The organism is Achromobacter sp. MFA1 R4, assembly GCF_900156745.1.
Classification (GTDB): domain Bacteria; phylum Pseudomonadota; class Gammaproteobacteria; order Burkholderiales; family Burkholderiaceae_B; genus Achromobacter.
Window position 1 is genome coordinate 595,571 of the sequence record NZ_LT707065.1, and the last position, 17,618, is coordinate 613,188.

Annotated in this window: 15 protein-coding genes; 4 read left to right on the plus strand and 11 right to left on the minus strand. The window is 65.6% G+C overall.

All coding sequences use genetic code 11. The features are described 5' to 3' along the window. Positions 1-65: 65 nt before the first annotated feature. The 8 genes from BXA00_RS02710 to BXA00_RS02745 form a co-directional block, all read right to left on the minus strand. Entirely contained in the window at positions 66-584 is a 519-nt protein-coding gene (locus tag BXA00_RS02710; RefSeq protein WP_076515977.1) for an Hcp family type VI secretion system effector, read from the minus strand. A gap of 420 nt (positions 585-1,004) precedes the next feature. Then, on the minus strand, positions 1,005-2,069 hold the full coding sequence (gene fba, locus BXA00_RS02715; protein WP_076515979.1) for a class II fructose-bisphosphate aldolase: 1,065 nt from the start codon (positions 2,067-2,069) through the stop codon (positions 1,005-1,007). Between the two features lie 208 nt (positions 2,070-2,277). Next, the gene (locus BXA00_RS02720; protein ID WP_076515982.1) at positions 2,278-3,717 is read right to left on the minus strand and encodes an amidase; all 1,440 of its coding nucleotides are present in this window, start codon (positions 3,715-3,717) and stop codon (positions 2,278-2,280) included. After that, the gene (locus BXA00_RS02725) at positions 3,710-5,341 is read right to left on the minus strand and encodes an ABC transporter ATP-binding protein (RefSeq protein ID WP_076515984.1); all 1,632 of its coding nucleotides are present in this window, start codon (positions 5,339-5,341) and stop codon (positions 3,710-3,712) included. Before BXA00_RS02725 ends, BXA00_RS02720 begins: the two co-directional genes overlap by 8 nt. Beyond that, complete coding sequence (locus tag BXA00_RS02730; RefSeq protein ID WP_076515986.1) at positions 5,341-6,180, minus strand: ABC transporter permease; 840 nt, start codon at positions 6,178-6,180, stop codon at positions 5,341-5,343. Before BXA00_RS02730 ends, BXA00_RS02725 begins: the two co-directional genes overlap by 1 nt. After that, on the minus strand, positions 6,177-7,154 hold the full coding sequence (locus BXA00_RS02735; protein ID WP_156902727.1) for an ABC transporter permease: 978 nt from the start codon (positions 7,152-7,154) through the stop codon (positions 6,177-6,179). The genes BXA00_RS02730 and BXA00_RS02735 overlap by 4 nt, the downstream gene beginning before the upstream one ends. Beyond that, positions 7,151-8,755, minus strand: a complete 1,605-nt coding sequence (locus BXA00_RS02740; protein ID WP_076515988.1) for an ABC transporter substrate-binding protein — start codon at positions 8,753-8,755, stop codon at positions 7,151-7,153. The genes BXA00_RS02735 and BXA00_RS02740 overlap by 4 nt, the downstream gene beginning before the upstream one ends. 40 nt (positions 8,756-8,795) lie before the next feature. Then, complete coding sequence (locus BXA00_RS02745) at positions 8,796-10,118, minus strand: ArgE/DapE family deacylase (RefSeq protein WP_076515991.1); 1,323 nt, start codon at positions 10,116-10,118, stop codon at positions 8,796-8,798. Positions 10,119-10,347: 229 nt separating this feature from the next. Here BXA00_RS02745 and BXA00_RS02750 point away from each other — a divergent pair, with 229 nt between their 5' ends. Together BXA00_RS02750 and BXA00_RS02755 are read left to right on the plus strand one after the other, a co-directional pair. Beyond that, positions 10,348-11,121, plus strand: a complete 774-nt coding sequence (locus BXA00_RS02750) for an IclR family transcriptional regulator (protein ID WP_076515993.1) — start codon at positions 10,348-10,350, stop codon at positions 11,119-11,121. A 175-nt stretch (positions 11,122-11,296) separates the two neighbouring features. Continuing rightward, the gene (locus BXA00_RS02755) at positions 11,297-12,898 is read left to right on the plus strand and encodes an ABC transporter substrate-binding protein (RefSeq protein ID WP_083714149.1); all 1,602 of its coding nucleotides are present in this window, start codon (positions 11,297-11,299) and stop codon (positions 12,896-12,898) included. Positions 12,899-12,937: 39 nt separating this feature from the next. Here the strand turns inward: BXA00_RS02755 and BXA00_RS02760 are convergent, their stop codons facing one another. Continuing rightward, complete coding sequence (locus tag BXA00_RS02760; protein WP_076515995.1) at positions 12,938-13,837, minus strand: SMP-30/gluconolactonase/LRE family protein; 900 nt, start codon at positions 13,835-13,837, stop codon at positions 12,938-12,940. A 275-nt stretch (positions 13,838-14,112) separates the two neighbouring features. Here BXA00_RS02760 and BXA00_RS02765 point away from each other — a divergent pair, with 275 nt between their 5' ends. Beyond that, positions 14,113-15,405 carry a dicarboxylate/amino acid:cation symporter gene (locus BXA00_RS02765; RefSeq protein WP_076515997.1) on the plus strand — a complete coding sequence of 431 codons (1,293 nt, stop codon included), beginning with the start codon at positions 14,113-14,115 and terminating at the stop codon, positions 15,403-15,405. Positions 15,406-15,541: 136 nt separating this feature from the next. Then, positions 15,542-15,931 carry a hypothetical protein gene (locus BXA00_RS02770; RefSeq protein ID WP_076521761.1) on the plus strand — a complete coding sequence of 130 codons (390 nt, stop codon included), beginning with the start codon at positions 15,542-15,544 and terminating at the stop codon, positions 15,929-15,931. A 22-nt stretch (positions 15,932-15,953) separates the two neighbouring features. On the opposite strand, the gene BXA00_RS02775 is transcribed toward BXA00_RS02770, so the two are convergent. Then, positions 15,954-16,388, minus strand: a complete 435-nt coding sequence (locus tag BXA00_RS02775; protein ID WP_076515999.1) for a hypothetical protein — start codon at positions 16,386-16,388, stop codon at positions 15,954-15,956. Positions 16,389-16,551: 163 nt separating this feature from the next. Further along, positions 16,552-17,523: a LysR family transcriptional regulator gene (locus BXA00_RS02780; protein ID WP_076516001.1), complete on the minus strand. Its 972-nt coding sequence runs from the start codon at positions 17,521-17,523 to the stop codon at positions 16,552-16,554. Positions 17,524-17,618: the final 95 nt, after the last annotated feature.

A 17,618-nucleotide genomic window follows, 5' to 3' on the forward strand; every position in this document is an offset into this window, starting at 1 on the left:
AGGGCTGGATTGAGCGACGCGCCAGGAGGTGCCGTAGCGCGGCGAACCGTCCTGGCTCACCCCGCTCAGCTCTCCAGCGGCTTGCGCCAGTCGTCCGAGGCTTCCGTGCCCGCGATCGCGTGGGTCCAGGTGATCTTGCGATACGCCATGGCCACCTTGATGAGCTGCGTGTAGTCGGCGTTGCCCGGGTCCTGCGCGTGCGGCAGGACGCTGGTGATGTCCACGATCGTGGCGTCTTCCAGTTCGGTGGTGAAGAAGTGTTCCTGCTTGCCGTCGATGGACGTGCGGTACCACTTCACTTCGACCTTGGGCAGCATTTCGCCGGCGGCCAGGGCCTGGTACATGAGCGGCGTGGCCTTGTTCAGCGCGCTGGTGAAGATGAACGGCTTGTGCACGCGCTGGCCCGAAGGCTGGCCGCTTTGCGGGTCGGTGGGGGTGTTGACGCGGTGCTCGATCTCTTGGACCAGGATCTGGTCTTCGTGGCCTTCCACGTAGACGTTGCCGACCGAGTCGGCGGTGAAGGCGCCCTGGGTGATGTTGCCCTGGGTTTTGCCGGTGATGCTGATGTAGGCGGGAGTAGGCATTGACGGATTCCTTGTCGTCGTGAGGCCCGTTGGGGCCGAAGCATCCCGAAGGTGGGATGCGGCGACATATGCGAAATCCGTGCCAGGTGGGTCAGCGCGGGAGAAACCCTTGAAGAATCAAAGGGCTACGAGGAATTTGGCGGGATGCCATAAGGACTGCCGCAGGGGCAGCGTGACGCAAACCCGGGTTTTGACCGAGAAATCGGGCCAAATTTGGCTCGCCGCGTCATAAGCCCTTGATAACCAAGCACTTCGAGCGGGCCATTTTTGGCCCGGGCGGGTCAAATCTGGCCCGCCCCCTATTCAGGCGGACGAGAAACCGTGTGAAGGACTGCCGGGAAAGCAATCCCGCAAAAAAAGGGCGAGCCCACAGGACTCGCCCTTTTGCCTTGAGCGCCGCCTGCCAGCGGCGCCACGGACTTACTGAACCACCTGGGCCAGCTTGCCCGACGCGTATTGCGCGGCGACTTCGGTCAGCGGCAGCGGCTTGATCTTGCTGGCGTTGCCGGCCGTGCCGAATTCCGTGTAGCGAGCGACACAGATCGCCTTGGCGGCGGCGCGGGCCGGCTTGAGGTATTCGCGCGGGTCGAACTTTTCGGGGTTCTCGGCGAAGAAGCGGCGGATGGCGCCGGTCATGGCCAGACGGATATCGGTGTCGATATTGATCTTGCGCACGCCGTACTTGATGGCTTCCTGGATTTCCTCGACGGGCACGCCGTAGGTTTCCTTCATGTTGCCGCCGAATTCGCGGATCTCGGCCAGCAGTTCCTGCGGCACGCTGGAGCTGCCGTGCATCACCAGGTGGGTGTTGGGCAGGCGGGCGTGGATTTCCTTGATGCGGGAGATCGACAGGATGTCGCCGGTGGGCTTGCGCGTGAACTTGTAGGCGCCGTGGCTGGTGCCGATGGCGATGGCCAGGGCGTCGAGCTGGGTGCGGCGCACGAAGTCGGCGGCCTGCTCCGGATCGGTCAGCAGCTGGTCCATGGTCAGCTTGCCGTCGGCGCCGTGGCCGTCTTCCTTGTCGCCTTCCATGGTTTCCAGGGAACCCAGGCAGCCCAGTTCGCCTTCGACGGTCACGCCCAGCTTGTGCGCGATGTCCACGACCTTCTTGGTGACTTCGACGTTGTAGTCGTAGTCGGCGATGGTCTTGCCGTCTTCCTTGAGCGAACCGTCCATCATGACGCTGGAGAAGCCCAGGTCGATGGCGCCTTGGCAGACCTTGGGCGACTGGCCGTGATCCTGGTGCATGACCACGGGGATGTGCGGGTAGGACTCAACGGCGGCCTGGATCAGGTACTTCAGGAAGCCTTCGCCCGCGTATTTGCGCGCGCCGGCCGAGGCCTGCATGATCACCGGGCTGTCGGTCTCCGCCGCGGCTTCCATGATGGCCTGGACCTGTTCCAGGTTGTTGACGTTGAAAGCCGGAATGCCGTAGCCGTGCTCGGCGGCGTGGTCGAGCAACTGGCGCATGGAGACTAGGGCCATGAGTGGTCCTCCTTAGGTACTGTCTATTGAAAGATGGTTGAAGTCCTGCTGAATGGGGTGATTTTACGGGGGAATCGAAGAAAGGTCTTGCAACGGCCGGTATCCTATCCATTCAGACGATGCCGAACGGCGTAGGGCCGGTTGGCAACCTCCGTTGCACGGCCGATGCGGGGGGGGCCGAACAGCCTGCGCCCCGCCGCCGCGGCCTTCAGGCCGCCCTGGGAATGGCGATCCGTCCCGCCCAGGGCTGGGCCGCCTCCAGTTGGGCCGACAGCGCCAGCACCAGGTCTTCACGTCCGTAGCGGCCGACCACCTGCACGCCCACCGGAAGGCCGGCCTCGGTCCAGACCAGCGGCAGGCTGGCCGCGGGCTGCCCGGACGCATTGAATGCCGCCGAGAACGTCCCGTAAGTGGCGACCTTGCGGCGGAAGTCCAGGAACGAGCCCTTGTCGGTCGAGAGATCGCCAAGCTTCAGGGGAAGCTGCGTGAGCGACGGGGACAGGATGGCGTCGTAGCCCTGCATGTAGCCGTCAAGGATGCGGCCGATGGCGTGGAACCGGTTCACGCTGGCGATGTAGTGCGCCGCCGGCAGCGTCTTGCCGTATTCATATCCCTCGCGCAGGACGGGTTCCAGGTCGCCGTCGCGCAGCGGCTGGCCGGTCAGTCCCAGGCGCGTGTCGACCGACAGCACGATATTGCCGGCCAGCACGTTGGCGTGGGCCAGCACGAACGCCTCGTATTCGATGTCCGGCGGCGCGCTGTCCACCACCTCGTGTCCAAGCTCGCGGCACAGCACGGCCGCCCGCTCCACTGCCGCGACGCATTCGGGCGCCACCGGAATGCCGTTCCAGGCGTCGCGCCACAGGGCGATGCGCAGCTTGCGCGGTGATTCGTCCAGGACCTTCAGGTACGAAGCCGGGCCTGAGGGTGCCGTGTAAGGCGCGCCCGGTTCATGGCCGCCGATGGCGTCCAGCGCCGCGGCCGTGTCGCGCACCGAGCGCGACAGCACGCCGTCCGTCGCCAGGCCGCCCCAGCCTTCGCCGCGGAACGGCCCCATCGGCACGCGCCCGCGCGAAACCTTCAGGCCGTAGACGCCACAGGCAGCCGCCGGGATCCGGATCGAGCCGCCGCCGTCGCTGCCATGGGCCAGCGGCACGATCCCCGCGGCCACCGCCGCGGCCGCACCGCCGCTGGATCCGCCGGACGAGCGGGTCGGATCCCAGGGATTGCGGGTGGGGTCGCCGTTGCGCGCCGCCTCGGTGGTGGGCGCCATGCAGAATTCCGGCACGGTCGTGCGCGCAAACGGAATCAGGCCGGCGGCCTCGAACCGGTCGGCCAGCGTGGCGTTGCGCGCATAGGCCGTGTCGTTGAGCAGGCGCGAACCCAGGCTGGACGGAAAGCGCGTGTGCGCCAGGCCGGAATCCTTCAGCAGGAAGGGGATGGCGCCGAACGGCCCCCGCGGCTGCCAATCCCGCGCCACGTCCAGCGATTCCTCATAGCGCTCGTAGCACAGCGCGTTCATCGCCGGCGCGCGTTCCCGCGCCAGCTTGATGGCGCAGGCCATCAGGTCTTCGGCGCGGACTTCGCGCCGGGCCAGCAGGCCGGCCAGCGCCAGCCCGTCCAGCAACTGATACTCGGTGTCACGCATACTGCTTGCTCCTGGTCGAGGGATCCGACAGCGCATCCAGATCGGGCTTGTTCCAGGCCTTGCCCGGCACCGAATCGATTAGGCGGCGCGTGTATTCATGTTGGGGGTGATAGAAAATCGTGGCGGCGCGATCCAGCTCCACCAGTTGCCCTTGGCGCATCACCGCGATGCGGTCGCAGATCTGGGCGGCGACGCGCAGGTCATGGGTGATGAACAGCACCGACAGGTCGAACTGCCCGCTCACGGTCTTGAGCAGGTCCAGCACCTGGGCCTGGATCGACACATCCAGCGCCGACACCGCCTCGTCGGCGACCAGCAGCCGCGGCTTGAGCGCCAGCGCGCGCGCGATGCCCACCCGCTGACGCTGCCCGCCCGAGAACTGGTGCGGATAGCGGTCGCCGGCGTCGCCGCCCAGGCCCACCAATTCCAGCAGTTCGCGCGCCTCGCGCAGTGCGGTCTTGCGGTTTTCGCCGAAGGCGATCGGCCCCTGCGCCACGGCCTCGATGACGCGATGGCGCGGATTGAGCGACGCGTAGGGATCCTGGAACACCATCTGGATCTGGCGGCGGTACGGACGGAAATCGCGCGGCTTCATGCCCACGAGCTCCTGGCCCTCCATGCGCACGCTGCCGCTGTCGGGCGCGATCAGCCCGATCAGCGTGCGGCCCAGCGTGGACTTGCCCGAACCGGACTCCCCGACGAGCCCCAGCGTTTCCCCCTGGCGGATCTCCAGCGAAATGTCGCGCAGCGCATCGACGCGCCGCCCGCCCGTGGCGAACGTCTTGCACAGATTTTTCACCACCATCAGCGGCTGCGCCGCCGCGGCCTCATCCTTGCCTTCGGGCTTGTGCGGCACCGCCGCGATGAGCTGGCGCGTGTAGGGATGCTGCGGACGGTTGAGGATGTCTTCGGCCGCGCCCGACTCCACCACCGTCCCCTTGCGCATCACCACGATGCGGTGGGCGATGTCGGCCACCACGCCGAAATCGTGGGTGATGAAGATGACGCCGATGCCCATGCGCCGCTGGATATCCTTGATCAGGTCCAGGATCTGCGCCTGCGTGGTGACGTCCAGCGCGGTCGTGGGCTCGTCGGCGATCAGCACGTCCGGCTCCAGGGCCAGGGCCATCGCGATCACCACCCGCTGGCGCTGGCCGCCCGACAGCTGGAACGGATAGGCGTCGTACATGGCCTGCGGATCGGGCAGCAACACCTGGCCGAACAGGTCCAGCACGCGCTGCTTGCGGGCGGCGGCGCCCAGGTTGGTGTGGCGCTCGAGCACCTCGTCGACCTGGCGGCCCACCCGCATGATGGGGTTGAGCGCCGTCATGGGTTCCTGGAAGACCATGCCGAAGGACCGGCCCCGCAGGCCGTACCAGTCGGTGGGCGACAGGTGGACCAGGTCGTGCCCGCCATACAGGATCTGCCCCTGCGTGACGCTAAGTTGGTCAGCCGGCAGCAGTCCCATGATGGCGTGCGCGGTGACCGATTTGCCCGAGCCGGACTCACCCACCACGCACAGGATCTCGTTGCGGTTCACGGTGTAGGACACGCCCTGCACCACCGTCGGACCGCCATGGGCGGCCGTTACGCTGAGATCACGGATTTCCAGCAGCGCGCTCATCACGTCGTCCTCCTGCGGGCCAGTTTGGGGTTGAGCGCATCGTTGAGCGCTTCGCCGATCAGGTTGAGCGCCAGCACCGTCATCAGGATCGCCACGCCGGGAAACACGCTCATCCACCAGGCGTCGCGCAGCACGCTGCGCGAGGCGCCGATGATGTAGCCCCAGGTCATGGCGTTGGGGTCGCCCAGGCCGAGGAAGCTCAGCGCCGATTCCAGCAGGATCGAGCTGGCGATCATCAGGGAGCCCGACACAATCACGGGCGACAGGCTGTTGGGCAGGATCTGCGTGAGGATGATGCGCAGGTTCGACTGCCCGGACAGCATCGCCGCCTGAACGAACTCGCGGTTCTTCAGGCTCATGAATTCGGCGCGGACCAGCCGCGCCAGTGGCGGCCAGGACACCACGGCAATGGCGAAGATCACCGTGGCCATGTTGGGCGTCAGGATCGCCACCAGCACCACCGCCAGGAAAAAGCTGGGGATGGTCTGGAACAGTTCGATGAACCCCACGATGGCCTGGTCTACTCGTCCGCCGTAGAACCCGGCCAGCGCGCCGACGGTGATGCCCAGCAGGATCGACACCGCCGTGGACACGGCGGCCAGCACCAGCGTGACGCGCGAGCCATAGGCGATGCCCGAGGCGATGTCGCGCCCCAGCGTGTCGGTGCCGAGCAATGCGCCTTCGGACAGCGGCGGCATGAATGGGCCGTTGATGATGTCCCAGGGACTGTCGGGGAAGATCCAGCTCGCGGTGATGGCCACCAGCGCAACCAGCGCGACCACGATCAGGCCCATGACGCCGCCCTTGTTGCGGCAGAACGATTGCATGAACGCTTTCATTTGAGTTCGATCCTGGGATCCGCCACCGTGTAAAGAATGTCGGTGATGAGGTTGACCACGACCACGATCAGCGAGGCCACGAAGAACACGCCGAGCAGCACGCTGTAGTCGCGCTGGATCAGCGCGTCGAATGCCAGCCGGCCGATACCCGGCCACGCAAAGACCGTTTCCACCAGGAGCGACCCGCCGATCAGCCCGCCCGCCTGGATGCCGGCATAGGTAATGACGGGCAGCAGCGCGTTACGCAGCACGTGGCGCACGATCACCGTGCGTTCGGACAGACCCTTGGCGCGCGCCGTCTTCACGAAGTCCAGCTGGCTGATTTCCAGGATGGACGCGCGGGTCAGCCGGGCGTAGACCGCCATGTAGAACATGCCCAGTGTGAGCGCCGGCAGCAGCAGATGCTTGGCCACGTCGGCCAGGCGCGCCAGCCCGGTCAGGTTGGCGCCGACACTTTCATAGCCGAAGGCCGGCAGCCATTCCAGGTTCACGGAAAAGAGCAGCACCAGCATCAGCCCCACCCAGAACAGCGGCGTGGCGTAGGCCAGCATCGACAGGGTCGTGATGACGGTATCGCCCCACTTCCCGACGCGCAGCGCGGCCTGCGTGCCCAGGCTTACCCCCGCCAGCAGCGCAAAGGCGAATGCCGACAGGGTCAGCAGCAAGGTGGCCGGCAGGTGCTCCAGGATCAGGCTGGATACCGGCGCCTGCTGGCGATAGGAATACCCCAAGTCGAATGTGGCGACGTTCTTGAGGTATTGGCCCAACTGCACCGCGATCGGCTTGTCCAGACCAAACTCCTGCCGCAGCTTGGCGATGAACTCGGCGTCCACCGCGCCGGACTGGCCGGCCAGGATCTCGGCCGGGTCGCCCGGCGCCGCCCGCACCAGGAAGAAGTTAAAGAGCGCGATCATCAGCAGAACCAGGACGCTCTTGACCACCCGGTTCGCCAGGAACTTGGCGATCTTCTTCATTCTTTGGACAGCCAGGCGTCGCTCTGCGTGTCGACGACGCCCAGCGCGGTCGTCACGGCGTCATGCACGCGCTTGTTCAGCAGGGTCGAATAGTTGGTATCGGCGATCCACAGCACGGGCACGTCTTCCACCAGGATGCGCTGCACCTCGCTGTACAGCTTCTGGCGCTCTTCATCGGTGGCGGCGGTGGCGGCGGCATTGAACAGCGCATCGACCTTGGGGTTGTTGTACTGCGACGTATTGGTGAACATCAGCCCCTTCTTGATGTTGCTGCCCAGGTACGTGCGCGACACGCCGATCGCCGGATCGCCGTACTGGAACACGCCGTTGGAGCCCATGTCGTAGTCCCAGTTGCCCACGCGGCTGGTCCAGCCGCCCACGTCGGTGTTCTCCAGCGTCACCGCCACGCCGATCTTGGCCAGGTTCTGCTTGACGTATTCGGCCACGCGGCGCTGCATCTCGCCGTAGGGCAGCGGAATCAGGCCGACCGAGGCGCGCACGCCCTTGGCGTCGGGCTTCAGGCCCATTTCATCCAGCAGCGCGATGGCCTTCTTGGGATCGTAGGGATAGGACTTGACGTTGGAATCGTAGAAGCGCGTGTTGTGATGGATGGGGCCGGTGGCGACCGTGCCCGTGCCGAACATGATCTTGTCGACGATGAACTGGCGGTTGATGCCGTACATCAGCGCCTGGCGGAAGCGCTTGTCCGAGAACGGCTGGCGGCCGCCGTTCAATTCGATCCACTGCATCGTCGACCAGTATTCGTAGCCCTTGTGCGTCTGCGCGATGCTGGGCAGCTTGGCCACGCGCGCCACGTCCACGGGCTCGATATCCTGCAGCCAGGCCTGCAGCACCGTGCCCTGCTCCAACGCCACGCGGCGCGATGCGGAATCGGGGATCACGCGGTAGGTAATCCCGTCGAGGTAGGGACGCCCGTCCTTCCAGTAGTGCTCGTTCTTGACCAGCTCGATGTAGGAACCGCGCTCCCAGCGCTTGAACTTGAACGGCCCGGTCCCGATCGGCGCGTTGTTGTTCGGATTCTGCCCGATCGGCGTGTCCACGTCGTACAGGTGCTTGGGCAGGATCGCGCCGCCGCCAATGTCGAAGGCATACAGGAAGGCGGAGTACGGCTGCTTCAGCTTGAAGACCACCGTCTGCGCATCGGGCGCCGAGATTTCCTGCACGTTCGCCATCAGCGTCCGCGTGCGCGGCGTGTTGGCCAGGATCTTGGTGTAGGTGAACACCACGTCGTCCGACGAGAACGGCTTGCCGTCATGCCACTGCACCTTGGGCTGCAGGTGGAAGGTGTAGGTCAGGCGGTCCGCCGAAACTTCCCAGGACTTGGCCAGCCCGGGCTGCGGCTTCAGGTCGAAGGAATAGGTCAGCAGGCTTTCAAAGATCTTGCCGGCCACCAGTTGAGTGCTGGCCACCTGTTGCACGGCCACGTTCAGCGTGGGCGGCTCCGGATTGACGATGGCGGTCAGGATCCCGCCATATTGCGGGGTTTCGGCGGCGTGCGAGGGGGAGACGGCGAAAGGCAGCAAGCTGGCGGCGGCCAGCACGCAGCGCACCAGGGCGCGGCAGGCACTGAAGGCATTCATGGCAGGATTTCCCAAGGAAAAGAGAGGATCGCGGATGGACTCAGGCTTGCAGCGGTTCGACGCCGCACCAGTCATGGATGAAGAGCGCCAGCGAGGTCGCCACGCGCACCATGCTGTCCACCGACACGCATTCGTTGAAACCGTGCACGTTCTGCACCTTCGGGCCGTAGCAGGTCACGGGCACGTCCATCATCAACCGGAAATGGCGGCCGTCCGTGGTGGCGGTCAACGCTGTGGGCTGCGGCAGTTCGCCCGCTACGCGGCGGTGCGCATCCGCCAGCAACTGCATGGCGGGAACGTCCAGGTCGTACTCGCAGCCGGGCGCGTGAAAGCCTTCGTAGCGGATATCGATACGCACGTCGCTGTCGGTCAGGCCCGCCTCGACGGCGCGGATGCGCGCTTCCACCCGTTGCTTGGCCTCATCGATGGTCATGTCCGGATAGCAGGCGACACGCATGCCCAGCGTGCACACGCTGGGCACGGATGAATTCCAGTCGCCGGCGTGGATCTGGCCCAGGTTGAAGTTGATGGGATGCGCGTGCTCACGGTAGGCCGGATGTCGGTTCTCGGGCAGGTTCCATTCGTGCTCCAACTGCTTCATGGCGTCGACGATGCGCAGGCCGGTTTCGACCGGATTGACGCCCGTGGTCATATAGGCGGCATGCGCCGGCCGGCCCACGATGTCCACGTACATCCAGTACACGCCAAGCTGCGCGCTCATCATGCGCTCGTGCGTGGGTTCGGGAATGACCACCGCGTCGAACGCGCTGAGCTTGGCGGCGGCGATGGCGCTTTGCAGCGCGGACACCGTAGCCAGCGTGCCGTTGCCGGTGTTTTCCTCTTCCAGCACGCCATTGAAGCCGACGGCGCCCGCGGGCTGCACGCCCAGATCCTGCAGGGCCTTGAACGCCGCCAGGGCGCAGATGATGCCCGCCTTCATGTCGCCTGCGCCGCGGCCATAGAGCCAGCCGTCGCGCAGTTCGCCGTCGAACGGCGCGGGATCCCACAATTCGTGCGGGCCGGTGGGCACCACGTCCAGGTGGCCGTTGAACAGTACGGCCCGGCCGCCGGCGCTGCGGGGTTCGTGCCGCGCCAGCACGTTGTAGCGGCCACCGTCGGGGCAGCAGGCGGGGGAATACAGCGGCAGGTTCTTGAGCTCTTCGGTACGCAGCGCGATGCGCTCGGACGTCAGGCCCAGGTCGGCCAGCGCGCCCTCCAGGAACTCTGCGGCGGACGTTTCCTGGCCGGGCAGGCTGCGGCACTGCACGAAGCCCGTCAGCGTATCGGTCATGTACTGGCGAAGTCCGGCCACTGCTTCGGCGATTCTGTCCTGGTCCACGCTGGCTGCTGCGACGGCGATCATTGCATTCCCCTTTTCGAGTATGAAATCGCTTAAATATAAGTATCAATAGTTGATACTTAGATATCTATATTTGGCATGATAGAGTTCGAACAAGCGCGCAGCAATACGACACCCATGGGTAATTTCCCTAGGACCTGTTGGAAAATGCTTGCCGCTACAGTGCGTATCCGCGCGCTGTAGCAACGGGGCTTGCAAGGCCGCACATAACAAGAGAAACGGAGAAATCAACATGGCCACAACCGAGACCCGGTTCAACCAATCCCTGGCGAAAGGCTTCGGCATCCTGGAGGCTTTTTCCAATCACCCCGGTCCGCTCAGCCTCAACGAGCTGACGGAACTGTCGGGGCTGGACCGCAGCTCCACGCAGCGCATGCTGCATACGCTGGTGGCGCTGGGCTATCTGGAACGCGGCACCAACCAGCGCGGCTATGTGCTGGGCAAGAAGATCCTGGACCGGACCTTCGATTTCCTGCGCAGCCATCCCCTGCTGGAACGCGCCACGCCCATCCTGGAACAGCTCCAGCAGGAATGCGGGGAACGCGTGGACCTGAGCCTGTTCGACGACCTGACCATCGTCTATGCGCTGCGCCGTCAGACCAAGCGCCAGACCTTCTACGCCACGCTGGTGGGCCGGCGGATGCCCACGTTTTCGTCGTCCGGCGGGCGCGCCATCATGGCGCACCTGACCGACGCCGAGGTCGACGACATCCTGGCGCGCAGCGACCTGCGGCCGCTGACGCCCAAGACCATCACCGATCCCGACGTGATCCGCCAACGCGTGCAGGAGGCCCGGGTGCAGGGCTATGCCCTCTGCCTGGAAGAAAGCATGGTCGGGGAAATCGTGCTGGGCAGCGCCGTGGTCGACCACAGCGGACGCCCCCTGGCGGCCATCCACATTTCCGGTCTCCTGGCCGAATGGACGCCGGACTCCTTCACCCAGCGTTTCAGCTCGCTGGCGATCTCGGCGGCGCGCGCCCTGAGCGGGCGCCCCAACCGCAACTGAGGCCGCAAGCCGGCCGCCTTTCACGGGAAATCCCTAGCGCCGGCCGCCTTGCGCGGCCCGGCGCACTGCTGCACCATAGCCAGACTGGATCCTTACGTATCAATATTTGATACTTAAGATTTGACGCAGCAGCGGCCGTCGGCATCGCTGGGCCGCCCTCCCGAGGAGATTCGCCTTGAAGTGCAATAACGTCCGCCGCGCCCTGATGCAGGGCCTGCTGGCCGCCGCCGCCATTGCCGCTGTTCCCGCCGCCAGCGCCGCCGATCCCCAGCCGCAGCACGGCGGCGTGCTGACCGCCATCCTGAATCCCGAGCCGCCCAACCTGAACGTCGCGATGCAGCAGGTGGGCACCACGCAGATGGTGGCCGGAAAAATCTACGAAAGCCTGCTGACCTATTCCTTCGACCTGAAGCCGCTGCCGAGCCTGGCCCGGTCCTGGGAGGTGTCCGACGATCAATTGACCTATACCTTCCACTTGCAGCCCAAGGCGCAATGGCACGACGGCAAGCCATTCACGTCGGCCGACGTGCTGTTCTCGTACAAGCAGATCCTGGCCAACACGCCGCGCACGCGCTCGCTGATGCGCTACATCCAGGACATCACCGCGCCGGACGCGCACACGGTGGTGTTCCATCTGAAGGAGCGCTACTCGGCCTTCCTGTATGCCTTCGATATCGGCGGCGGCGTGATCCTGCCCAAGCACCTGTACGACGTGGACACGCCGCTGGCACAGAATCCGCACAACAACGCGCCCATCGGCACGGGGCCGTTCAAGTTCAAGCGCTGGGAGCGCGGCTCGTACATCGAACTGGTCAGGAACGAGCACTACTGGAAGGAAGGCCGCCCCTACCTGGACGGCATCACCTACCGCGTGATTCCCGACGCGGCGTCGCGCCGGCTGGCGCTGGAGCAGCGGACGGTGCAGCAGGCCTGGCTGCAGGACATCGAGCCCTTCGACATGCCTCGCGTGGCCAAGCTGGCGCACATCAACGTCACGCAGAAGGGCTACGAATACTGGTCCACGCTGCACTGGATCGAGATGAACGAAGCGCGCAAGCCGATGGACGACAAGCGCTTCCGGCAGGCGGTCATGTACGCCATCGACCGAGAGTTCATCGCCAAGCGCATCATGTTCGGGATGGGCACGGTGTCCACCGGCCCGTTCCACCGCAATACGCGCTTTTACGACCCCAATGTCAGGCAGTACCCCTACGATCCGAAGAAGGCCGTCGCCCTGCTGGACGAAATGGGCCTCAAGCCCGACGCCAAGGGCGTGCGCGTCAAGCTTGGCCTCATCCCCAATCCCTATGGCGAAATGCAGCGCCGGATCGCCGAATACACGAAGCAGAGCCTGGGCAAGGTCGGCATCGTCATCGATATCGAGAGCACCGACGTGGGCGGCTGGACCACGCGCATGGGCAACTGGGACTTCGACATGGCCTATAACGGCGTGTTCCAGTATGGCGACCCCGCCATCGGCGTCTCGCGCACGTACGTCAGCAGCAACATCAAGAAGGGCCTGGCGTTCACCAATACCTCGCAGTACCGCAATCCCAAGGTGGATGAACTGTTCGACCAGGCCGCCACCGCGCCGACGGACCAGGAACGCCAGCGGCTGTACACGGAAGTGCAGAAGATCCTGGCCGAAGATGTGCCGCTCGCGTGGATCGACGACACCAACTACTCCACCTTCCTGGACAAGCGCGTGCACGGCGCCATCACGACGGGACTGGGCGCCGTGGATAGCTACGCAGACGCGTGGCTGGCGCCCAAGTAGGCACGGCCCGGGCCGCTGCGCCCCGGCCCGCGGGCGGCCTCAGGGCCGCCCAGCGTGCGGCACGTCCACCCGCGCCGCCAATAGCCGCGCCTGGGGCTTGGCTCGGCGGTTGGCCTCGATGAAGTCCGGCGCGGCCGCCATGAACAGGGTCCGGCCATCCGGGCCGCCCAGGGCAGCCGCGAAGATGCCGAATTCCCCCGTGTCGATCTGTTCGAGGATCCGGCCGCCGCGTTCGACGCGCACGATGCGCTTGCCGATGGCGTCCGCGACCCACAGGGCGCCCTCCTCGTCCAGCGCGCCGCCGTCAGGGGCGATGGCGGAGGCGGCGATCAGCGTGGACAGGTCATCGGTGTCGGGCAGTTCGCCAAAGTTGGCCCAGTCCCGGCGCGGACCCAGCACGCCGTTGGGCTGGATGTCGAATTCCGAAATGCGATTGGCGAAGGTCTCGTTGACGATCAGGGTCTTGCCATCGGGCGTGATGAACGGCCCGTTGGGAAAGCACAGGTCGTCCGCCACGACCTGCGCGACACCGTCCGGATCGACGCGCACCAGCGTCGTGGTGCGGACCGGCTCGCCCGCCATGATGTCGAAGCCGAAGTTGCCGACATAAGCCCTGCCCTGCGCGTCCACCACCATGTCATTGATGTGGCCGCCGGTCAGGGCGGACAGATCGGCATGGACCGACAAGGTGCCGTCGGCCTCGCGGCGCAGCAGCTTGCGGTCTTTCATGGACGAGATCAGCAGGCGGCCGTCGGGCAGCCAGCCCAGGCCGGACGGCTGCTGCGGGACCAGACAGACGCGGTCGACGGCGCCTTGCTCAGTCACGGTGATGACCTGGCCGGTGTAAAAGTCCGACGCCCACAGGCGATCGTCGTGCCAGCGCAGCCCTTCCAGATAGGTATAGCCGGAGGCCAGTACGGACAGCTCGCGATTCGGCATTGCTTTGTCTCCTTTATCGCCCCGCTCGGGGCCGGTTCCCAGGGTGGCGCGCAGCCTTCGTCGTCGAGGCCGGCGCGGTCATTCTGGCATGATTGATCCGTCCCCAAACTGACAACTAGCTGTCAGCTTCACGGCGTTAACATCGCGCCCCAAGGGTTAACCCGTGCTTTCCCCGGGCCCTGGCATGTCCGTCATCGGACCGCCCTGCACCGCCCCATGCCGGCGGGCCTGGCCCTTCGGGCCGAGCGGCGGCTCCCCGTTATCCCGTTTTGAACATGAACACTAAGAAGCTGACGCGTTATATCGGCATCGCCATGGTGCTGGGCATCGTGGTGGGCTACTTCTGCAACAAGTTCGCGCAGAACCAGCAGGAGGCGGCGCACATCGCCTCGTACTTCAGCCTCGTCACCGACATCTTCCTGCGCATGATCAAGATGATCATTGCGCCCCTCGTGTTCGCCACCCTGGTGACCGGACTGGCCAGCATGAGCGATGCCAGCGCCGTGGGCCGCATCGGCCTGCGCGCCATGATCTGGTTCATCGCCGCCTCCGCGATCTCCCTGTTGCTGGGCCTGGCGCTGGTCAACATCTTCCAGCCCGGCGCGCACATGAACCTGGCGATCCCCGACGCGGGCCTGACCTCGGGACTGAAGACGGGCGATTTCACGCTCAAGGCCTTCATCGCGCACGTGTTTCCCAAGAGCATCGCCGAAGCGATGGCGAACAACGAGATCCTGCAGATCCTGGTGTTCTCGCTGTTCTTCGGCGCGGCGCTGTCCTTTATCCGCGGCAAGGGCCACAACACGATCTACAACATGATCGACGAGCTGGCCAAGATCATGTTCCGCGTGACCGATTATGTGATGCGCTTCGCGCCGCTGGGCGTATTCGCCGCCATGGCCGCCGCCATCACCACCGAAGGCCTGGGCGTACTGGTCAGCTACGGCAAGCTGATCGGGGAGTTCTACCTGGGCCTGGCCCTGTTGTGGGCGGTCCTGTTCGGCGTCGGCTACCTGTTCCTGGGCAAGTCCACATTCCGCCTGGGCGGCCTGATCAAGGAACCGACCCTGCTGGCGTTCTCGACCGCGAGCAGCGAATCGGCGTATCCCAAGACCATCGAGGCGCTGGCGCGTTTCGGGGTGTCCAAGCGCATTTCGGGATTCGTGCTGCCGCTGGGCTACTCGTTCAACCTGGACGGCTCGATGATGTACCAGTCCTTCGCGGTGCTGTTCATCGCCCAGGCCTACAACATCGAGATGAGCTTCACGCAGCAGCTCACCCTGCTGCTGGTGCTGATGGTGACCAGCAAAGGCATGGCCGGCGTGGCGCGCGCGTCGCTGGTCGTGGTGGCGGCGACGCTGCCGATGTTTCATCTGCCGGAAGCCGGCCTGCTGCTGATCATGGGCATCGACCAGTTCTTCGACATGGGCCGCACCGCCACGAACGTGGTCGGCAACAGCCTGGCCACGGCCGTGATCGCCAAGCTTGAAGGCAACGAGGAGGACCTGCCCGCGCAGGCCACCGAGGACGCCCCGCAGACGGGCGCGGCCGCCACCCAGAACGCATGAAAAATCGGGCCACAAGGGCCCGATTTTTCATGGTGCGCGCCAGCTTGACCCGGCGCGGGGAGCGGGCGCAACATAAAGGCCCCTTCCGACAAGTACCGGCGCGGCGCGCATGGGCGCCACGCCCGGCCCGCACGCCATGAACCTACCGCCCTTTCGCACCGCGGCGGCCGCCGCCGCGCTTGCCGGCGGCGTCTTTGCCGCCATGCCTGCCGCGCACGCATGGACACTCGTCTCCTGCGACCTGCACGGCACCGTCGCCACCCTGCCCACCACCTTCCGGCAATTCCGCACCGATGGCTCGGAACTGGTCCAGGTGTTGTTCAAGCTGAAAGTGAAAGCCGCCGAGATCCCGGACGGGGAGCGCGCCGACACCGACTGCTCGCAGTTCGTGGGCAAGGATGTCGATGTGGCGCTGGAGAACGTGCCGGCCCGCAGGATCCAGCGAGGCAAGCCGCTGAACGTGCGCTACCGGTATGACGAATCGCTGGGGCAGGCGATGTCGACAAAGTACGAGCTGACGCCCTGACGCCTTGCCGACGTCGCGGCCGCTAGTCGTTGACCGAGCACGACACGGGCGAACCGTCCTCGAACTCCACGTCGTAGGTGTGCACCGGATCCCAGGGCAGCGTGAACCAGAGTTCATAGCCGTCGCCGTCTTCATCGAACAGCCACAGGGCGCGCAGCACGGCCTTTTCCGCCATGGCCTCGGCGGTTTCCTCGGCCAGGAGCTGGTCGTCTTCGATGCCCAGCTTCTTGTAGTGCTCATACGAATAGTTGTCGAGCAGGAACTCGGCAGCGGCCAGGATCTGTTCGTCCAGGTCGTCGATGATGGCCTTGACCACCTTGGAGGCGTCGCCGCCGGGCTCCTCGCCATCGGTCTGGATCATGACGTGGATGGGCGGCCGGCCCTCTCCTGCGGGGACGTTTTCCGCCGCCCACAGATCGGGTTCTTCGAGGTCCTGGGTGAAATTGAATCGTGCCATCTGGGGCTCCGTGATTTGTCATGGCGAGCCGGAAAAGGCCATGGCTCGCCCTAGGCCGTCTAGCCTTTCAGCCATTTAACCAGATGCAGGCTCCCGCGTCTTTGGGGGCACGCGACGTTTTTGCGCCTAGGACATGCGCAGGTCGCGCCAGGCGGGCGCTGCCTCACGGTGCGCCCGCCTCGCCCTGGCGCCAGGGCGCGGCCGCGTCGCCGCAAAGACCCAGCAGAATCTCCGAAAACCGCTCCTCCGCCGCCAGGGCCTGGTCCCGCCTGCGCCGGATCAGGTTGATCGGCGGCAGCTCCCAGCCGAAATCCCAGGGCACCATGCCCAGCCTGCCGCGCTGGCACAGCTCGCGCGCGATGTCTTCGGGCACCACCGAAATCAGCGTGTCGTTCATGGTGAGGATCCCTTCGATCACGTCCGTCGAATAGGCTTCCAGCACCGGCGACGGCGGTTGCAGCTCCGCGCGGATGAAATGCTCCACGATCAGTTGCCGCGTGGGCGTATTGGCCGCGGGCAGCACCCAGTCCATGGCGGCGACGGCGGCCCAGTCCGGCTGGCGCCGGGCCAGCCGCTGGGCCAGGCGGCCATGCGCGATCAGGCGCGGGCGCTGGCGATACAGCACGCGATGGATCAGATCCTCGTGCGTCACGGTGGACGTGGCCCGGCTGATGATGCAGTCCAGCTCATGGTGGCGCAGCATCGGCACCAGGTGATCCGTGGTGGCGCGGTGCAGGCTCAGGGTCACGCCATGACGCTGATGCAGGCTGCTGATGGCGGCGGTCAGCAAGGCGCTGGACACGTAGGGCACCACGCCCACCTGCAGGTGGGCGGAATGGCCGGCATGCAGCGCCTCGACCTCGCGCGCCCACAGGTCCAGGTCGCTGAGCAGGTGCCTTGCCCGCACCAGCGCCAGGTTCCCGAGCAAAGTGGGCTGCAGGCCGCTGCCGGTGCGCTGGAACAGGGGCGCGCCAAAGATGTCCTCCAGCTCGGCGAGCGCCTTGGTCACCGCCGGCTGGCTGATGCCGGTTGCGGCCGCCACGCGCGTCAGCGATCGGTGGCGGTCGATGTTGACCAGCAGCGTCAGATGCCGGGGCTTCAGGCGGTTGACGAGCCGGACTGCGTCCCAGGTCATGGCATGCTCCGAATAACCATTCAGTTATCGGATTATGCCAATAAAGATAAAACCAGTTATTTCAGGATCCTATACTGCAGGCATCTCCCCGCCGT

Coding starts and splice junctions, on each gene's coding strand:
- BXA00_RS02710 (WP_076515977.1), bottom strand. CDS start 584: ATGCCTACTCCCGCCTACATCAGCATCACCGGCAAAACCCAGGGCAAC.
- fba (WP_076515979.1), bottom strand. CDS start 2,069: ATGGCCCTAGTCTCCATGCGCCAGTTGCTCGACCACGCCGCCGAGCAC.
- BXA00_RS02720 (WP_076515982.1), bottom strand. CDS start 3,717: ATGCGTGACACCGAGTATCAGTTGCTGGACGGGCTGGCGCTGGCCGGC.
- BXA00_RS02725 (WP_076515984.1), bottom strand. CDS start 5,341: ATGAGCGCGCTGCTGGAAATCCGTGATCTCAGCGTAACGGCCGCCCAT.
- BXA00_RS02730 (WP_076515986.1), bottom strand. CDS start 6,180: ATGAAAGCGTTCATGCAATCGTTCTGCCGCAACAAGGGCGGCGTCATG.
- BXA00_RS02735 (WP_156902727.1), bottom strand. CDS start 7,154: ATGAAGAAGATCGCCAAGTTCCTGGCGAACCGGGTGGTCAAGAGCGTC.
- BXA00_RS02740 (WP_076515988.1), bottom strand. CDS start 8,755: ATGAATGCCTTCAGTGCCTGCCGCGCCCTGGTGCGCTGCGTGCTGGCC.
- BXA00_RS02745 (WP_076515991.1), bottom strand. CDS start 10,118: ATGATCGCCGTCGCAGCAGCCAGCGTGGACCAGGACAGAATCGCCGAA.
- BXA00_RS02750 (WP_076515993.1), top strand. CDS start 10,348: ATGGCCACAACCGAGACCCGGTTCAACCAATCCCTGGCGAAAGGCTTC.
- BXA00_RS02760 (WP_076515995.1), bottom strand. CDS start 13,837: ATGCCGAATCGCGAGCTGTCCGTACTGGCCTCCGGCTATACCTATCTG.
- BXA00_RS02765 (WP_076515997.1), top strand. CDS start 14,113: ATGAACACTAAGAAGCTGACGCGTTATATCGGCATCGCCATGGTGCTG.
- BXA00_RS02770 (WP_076521761.1), top strand. CDS start 15,542: ATGAACCTACCGCCCTTTCGCACCGCGGCGGCCGCCGCCGCGCTTGCC.
- BXA00_RS02775 (WP_076515999.1), bottom strand. CDS start 16,388: ATGGCACGATTCAATTTCACCCAGGACCTCGAAGAACCCGATCTGTGG.
- BXA00_RS02780 (WP_076516001.1), bottom strand. CDS start 17,523: ATGACCTGGGACGCAGTCCGGCTCGTCAACCGCCTGAAGCCCCGGCAT.